Genomic DNA, 4,997 nt, shown 5'->3' with positions numbered 1-4,997 from the left:
CGGCGGATGCCGGGCTACCGGGTGCTCCTGGACTGCCGGGTGCGCCGGGGCTGCCGGGTGGGCCGGACGGTCCGGGCGGGCCGGTGGGCCCGGGTGGGCCGGTCGGTCCGGGCGGGCCCGTCGGCCCGGCGCAGGTCGGCGCGGTGATGACGTTGGTGTCGAGGGTGACGGCCTCGGTGCGCGCCAGCGCGCGGCCCTGGAGGGTCGCGCCCGTGGCCATCGTGATCGCGGCCTGAGCCATGATGGTGCCCACGAAGGTGGTGCCGGTGCCGATCGTCGCCGAGCTGCCGATCTTCCAGAACACGTTGCAGGCCGAAGCCCCGTTGATCAGGACGACGCGGCTGTTCGACGCCGTCGTCAACGAGGAGTCGACCTGGAAGATGAACACGGCCGACGGGTCGCCCTGACCGTTGAGCGTCAACGTCCCGGTCAGTTGGGCCGCGCCGATCCGGTAGACCCCTTCGTTGAGCGTGTTGCCGCCCAGTTCCGCCGGAAGGATGGTGAACGGGGTCCGGCCGGCGGCGTCGTTGAAGGCGGTGGTCAGGTCGCTCTGAGCCTGTAGTGCGACCGCGTCACCGAGGTGTACCTCGCCGCCGATGGTTGCCGTTTCGAAGCCGGACTGGGTGTTTCCGGGGAAACGCCCGAGGCTCTGGGCCAGGAAGCTGGGGCCGGTGTTGGTCGGCTCCGCCCCGGCCAGGACGGAGAAGTCGGCCGCCGTCCCCAGGTTGACCGGTGCCTCCTGCGCGTTGGCGGCGGTCGAGCTGAAGAGCAGCAGGCTGGCTGCCACTGTGGCGGCTGCGCCAGCCGCGAGCGTGGGCAGGACCACTCGCCGCCGTAGCCAATGTTTGGGTTTAGCTGTCACAGAACACCCTCCGTGGGTACTACTCGCAGGAGACGTCCAGCGAGTGGAGTCCTGCGTGATACGGCCTGTATGGCGCCGATGAGCGCGCTGACCACCACATCACGCCAGGGTGTTCAATGTGGGCAAATTGGGACAATACCCACGATGCATCTATCTGAATGGGACTGACGTTCGCGTTCTTGTTCGCCGTCTGTCGAAAGCGGGCAGTGCGGCGGAGCGGATCTCGGCCTATCGCCCGACCGTCGGGAGCGGCCCGGTCGCGCGGCCGAGGACGCAGGGGGAGGAAGGGCTGTTACTGGTGGCCGGGAATCGGAACCGGCGCAGCTCCTCCACCCGAAAACCGGCCGCTGCGATGGCGGCGACGGTGTCGCGGCTGGTGTGGCAGCCGGCGAACAGCTTCGGCCACAGTGTGGCGTCGACGAGTCGTTGGGCGCGATGCAGACGCGGGGCCTCCTCGGCGGCCACGTGCTCGAAGAACCGCACCTGGCCCCCGGGGCGCAGCACCCGGTTGATCTCGGCCAACGCGCTCGCCTGATCGGGCACGGTGCACAACACCAACGCGACCACGGCCGCGTCGAACTCGCCCTCTCCGGCGGGCAGCGCCTCGGCCAGACCGTCGACGACGGTGACCGGAACCGGCGCGTCCGACGCGGCGCGCTCGGCGGCGGCACGCAGCCGCCGCTCCGGTTCGACCGCGAGAACCTGGGTCACCCCTGGCGGGTAGTGGGAGAACATCCGCCCGTTGCCCGCCCCGATCTCAATCACGCGCCCGGACAGGCCGGCGACCAGGTCCCGTCGGAACGCCGCCGTGCCGGCGCGGTCCATGGCGACGCTGAGTCGCTCGTACACGCGGGCGAACACCGGGTGCGACACCGTGGCCACGTCGACCTCCTGCTCTCCGTCGAACGCTTTCTCCGGCGATTGTCCTGCATCCGCGCACGCTTTCCGTCTTACTGATTGGCAGCACGATTCAATCCGGCGCAGACAGGACGTGGTTCGACAATGAAGATCGTCGTCATCGGCGGCAGCGGCCTCATCGGCTCCAAGCTCGTGGACCGCCTGGGTGCCCAGGGCCACGAGGCGGTGCCGGCATCGCCGAAGACCGGCGTGAACACCCTGACCGGCGAGGGAGTGGCCGAGGCGCTCACCGGCGCCGAGGTCGTCGTCGACGTGTCGAACTCGCCGTCGTTCGAGGACGCCGCCGTGCTGGAGTTCTTCGAGACGTCCACCCGGACGCTCCTCGCCGCCGCGTCGGACGCCGGGGTGGGTCACTACGTGGCGCTTTCCATCGTGGGGAGCGACCGCATCCCGGACAGCGGCTACATGCGCGCGAAGGTCGCCCAGGAGAGGTTGATCGTCGCGTCCGGGATGCCGTACTCGGTGGTCCACGCCACCCAGTTCTTCGAGTTCCTCCAGGGCATCCTCGACGCCGCCACGGACGGTGACACCGTGCACCTCGCGCCGGTGCTCATTCAGCCGATGGCCGCGGACGACGTCGCCGCCGCGGTGGCCGAGGTCGCGCTCAGCGCGCCGACGAACTCCGTGGTCGAGGTCGCTGGCCCGGAGCAGTTCAGCCTCGACGAACTGGGTCGATCCCTCCTCGCCGACCAGCCGGACGCACGATCCGTGGTGGCCGACCCCGATGCCCGGTACTTCGGCGCGAAGCTGGGCGAACGCTCGCTCGTTCCCGCCGACGGCGCCCGCATTGCCGGCACCGGCCTGGACGACTGGCGTACCCGGGCAGGTCGCAAACAGTGAGCCGGCCGGCTACCTCGGCGTTGCCGGTGGGTCGGTCCGCCCACCGAGGCGCCGCGCCAACTCCCGCACCACCTCGGTGAACGGCTCGTCGGACTCGCTCTGCCAGTGCCCGTGGATGGGTGGGGCGACGCTGTCCCCGGGAGGCGTCAGCACGTCGCGGGGATCACGCTGTCGGCGATCCACCGCGGTGGCCGGGTCGCCCGGGGCGGGGGACGGCTGGGGGGAGAAGACCCAGCCGCCGATGGGGTCGGTGTCGCGCCACAGGTTCACCCAGCGCCAACCCACCCGACGGCCGATCTCGTGCAGCGCCGCGTCGTCCACATAGGCGGGGAAGAGCCGCGCGTAGAGGCGGCGCAGCGGTGATCCGTAGGTCAGCAGGGCGACCCGGTCACCGACCTGCGGCGGCAGCTGGAGCACCGTGGCGGCGAGCAGGACCGAGCCGTGGCTGTGCCCGGTGAGCAGCACCGCGTCGCCGCGCTCGACGAGGTGGGTGATCCGGCGGGCCAGTTCCGGCACGGCCCGTTCCGAGTAGCAGGGCGGCGCGAACGGGTGGGCGGCCCGGGGCCAGAAGGTGCCAAGGTCCCAGAGGACACCGATGTGCCGGCGGTACGGCTCGGTCCGGTACGCGAAGATACCCCCGATGATCAGACCGAGGATGATCGCCGCGATCACCCAGCTACCGAACGCGATGGCGAACGTGATCGCGCCCGCCGGCAATCCGATGGTCCGCTCGAGTACGTCGCTCGGGACCTGCCCCAGCAGGCCGATGGTGGTGGTGGCCGTGCCGAGTCCGGCGAGGCAACCGTAGAGCACGGCCAGTGGCACCAGCTTCTCGGTGAAGCGAGCCCGGGCTATCGCGTCTCGGACCTGCCTCAGTCGGGGCCCTGCCTCGGCCGGCGGGTCCGGGAAGTCGTGTGCCACTATCGCCGCCGCCGCCCGGCGTCGACTCCGGCGGGAGATCAGGATGACGAGGACGGCGACGATCGCGGTGACCAGCACCCCACGGAAGAAGCCGAAGATCGCCCAGGTGTAGGCGCGGGGTGGGCCGGAGGCGATGCCCTCTCCGGTCGGCACGTCGCGGTCCAGGAAGTCCGCCATCCGGTAGACCAGTTCGGCGGAGTACGCCACCGCCATGCTGATCCCGGTGGCGGCGACAACGAGAGCGCCCAGCCCGAACAGCGGGGTGCCGTCGTGCTCCCGGCGCCGGTGCCACAGCAACACCACGCCCAGGGCGGCCAACAGCGTCGTCTGAGCCACGAACAGACCGGCCAGGGTCGGGTCATAGCCGGGGAGCCCGTGCTCCTGCGGCCACGGCTGCGAGCTGGTCGGCACGTGTACCACGACAACCACGGTCAGGACGACGGCGGCGGTTCGGAGGGTGCGGGTGACCCGGTCGAGCCGCTGGTCGCCGGGGGCCCGGTCCATCAGTGGCGGTGTGCAGAGCAGCCCCACGCAGGCCGTCAGGATCACCCCCGTGATCGCCGCCAGCGCGATCGTGGCCGCCGAGGCGTCACCGGCGCCCCGGGCCAGCAGCAGGACGAGGTCCAGCGTCGCGAAGGCCGCGGCGACGTGAATGGCGCGCATCCGGCCCACCAGTGGCTCGGCGTCCCACTGGCCGACGGTGCCGAGCCGAGACGCGGAGCTGCCCTGATCCGGTGCCCGAAACGCCTCGAAGGTCCGCCCCGGACGGCAACTGACCCGCCAGATCAGGCCGATCGCGGCGGCCGGGACCAGCGCGAGCACCGCCAACCGCAGTCCGACCGGTCGTCCACCCAACCAGGACAACCAACTGCGTCCGGCGAGGCAGTTCGCCGAGGCCAGGCACTTCCAACCGACGAGGTCCAGGGCCACGCCGGCGATGGCGAGCACGTACAACACGGTGAGGGTGAGCCCCAGTACCCGGCACAGGGACTTGACCGTCGCCTCGGAACTCGGGTTCGCCGGGCGCATCCAGATCGCCACGTTGACAAGCATGAAGGGGAGCAGAAAGACCACCGCCAGGGTGCGGGCCACGGTCCCGGAGGGCAGGTCACCCCAGCGGTACGCCTCCAGCGTCACCCCGTGCGCGCCGGTGCTCTCCGAGTACCGGGGGCGCGGCCGGTAGAACCCGCCATTGCGGTCACCGGCGACCTGCCCGATCTGTCGCAGGTCCAGCACCTGTGCGGCACTCGCGCCGGAGACTCCGTGCACCCGTAGCTCCACGACGTCACCGGAGTCGTCCGGCCCGCTCAACCGCGCTGATCCATCCGACGTCCCCCCGAGGCGTCTCGCAGCCCTTGTCCCGCGACCCCGCCCCGACCTCAAGCGCCAGGGCCGCCGACCGCGGTGACGGCAGAGGGTCTACCCGAAGCGGACGCCCTCAATCGCGGCGGGCCGG

General features: G+C 71.2%; 4 protein-coding genes. 1 reads left to right on the top strand and 3 read right to left on the bottom strand.

Features of this window, described 5'->3' with window-relative positions:
* On the bottom strand, positions 1-787 hold a 787-nt coding region (locus tag PSH25_RS22345), incomplete at its 3' end, for an ice-binding family protein (protein ID WP_238660929.1).
* Positions 788-1,090: 303 nt separating this feature from the next.
* The gene (locus PSH25_RS22340) at positions 1,091-1,744 is read right to left on the bottom strand and encodes a class I SAM-dependent methyltransferase (protein WP_238660928.1); all 654 of its coding nucleotides are present in this window, start codon (positions 1,742-1,744) and stop codon (positions 1,091-1,093) included.
* Between the two features lie 120 nt (positions 1,745-1,864).
* On the opposite strand from PSH25_RS22340, the gene PSH25_RS22335 reads away from it, so the two are divergent.
* Complete coding sequence (locus PSH25_RS22335) at positions 1,865-2,620, top strand: SDR family oxidoreductase (protein WP_238660927.1); 756 nt, start codon at positions 1,865-1,867, stop codon at positions 2,618-2,620.
* Positions 2,621-2,629: 9 nt separating this feature from the next.
* Here PSH25_RS22335 and PSH25_RS22330 read toward each other — a convergent pair whose 3' ends face one another.
* On the bottom strand, positions 2,630-4,852 hold the full coding sequence (locus PSH25_RS22330) for a hypothetical protein (RefSeq protein WP_238660926.1): 2,223 nt from the start codon (positions 4,850-4,852) through the stop codon (positions 2,630-2,632).
* Between the last annotated feature and the right edge of the window lie 145 nt (positions 4,853-4,997).

It is taken from the genome of Micromonospora foliorum (assembly GCF_022229015.1).
GTDB lineage: Bacteria > Actinomycetota > Actinomycetes > Mycobacteriales > Micromonosporaceae > Micromonospora > Micromonospora foliorum.
This window is presented reverse-complemented; position numbering and strand designations above follow the sequence as displayed.

What these genes read in the sequence shown, in the direction of transcription:
- PSH25_RS22335 (WP_238660927.1), top strand. Translation starts at nt 1,865, where the DNA reads ATGAAGATCGTCGTCATCGGCGGCAGCGGCCTCATCGGCTCCAAGCTC.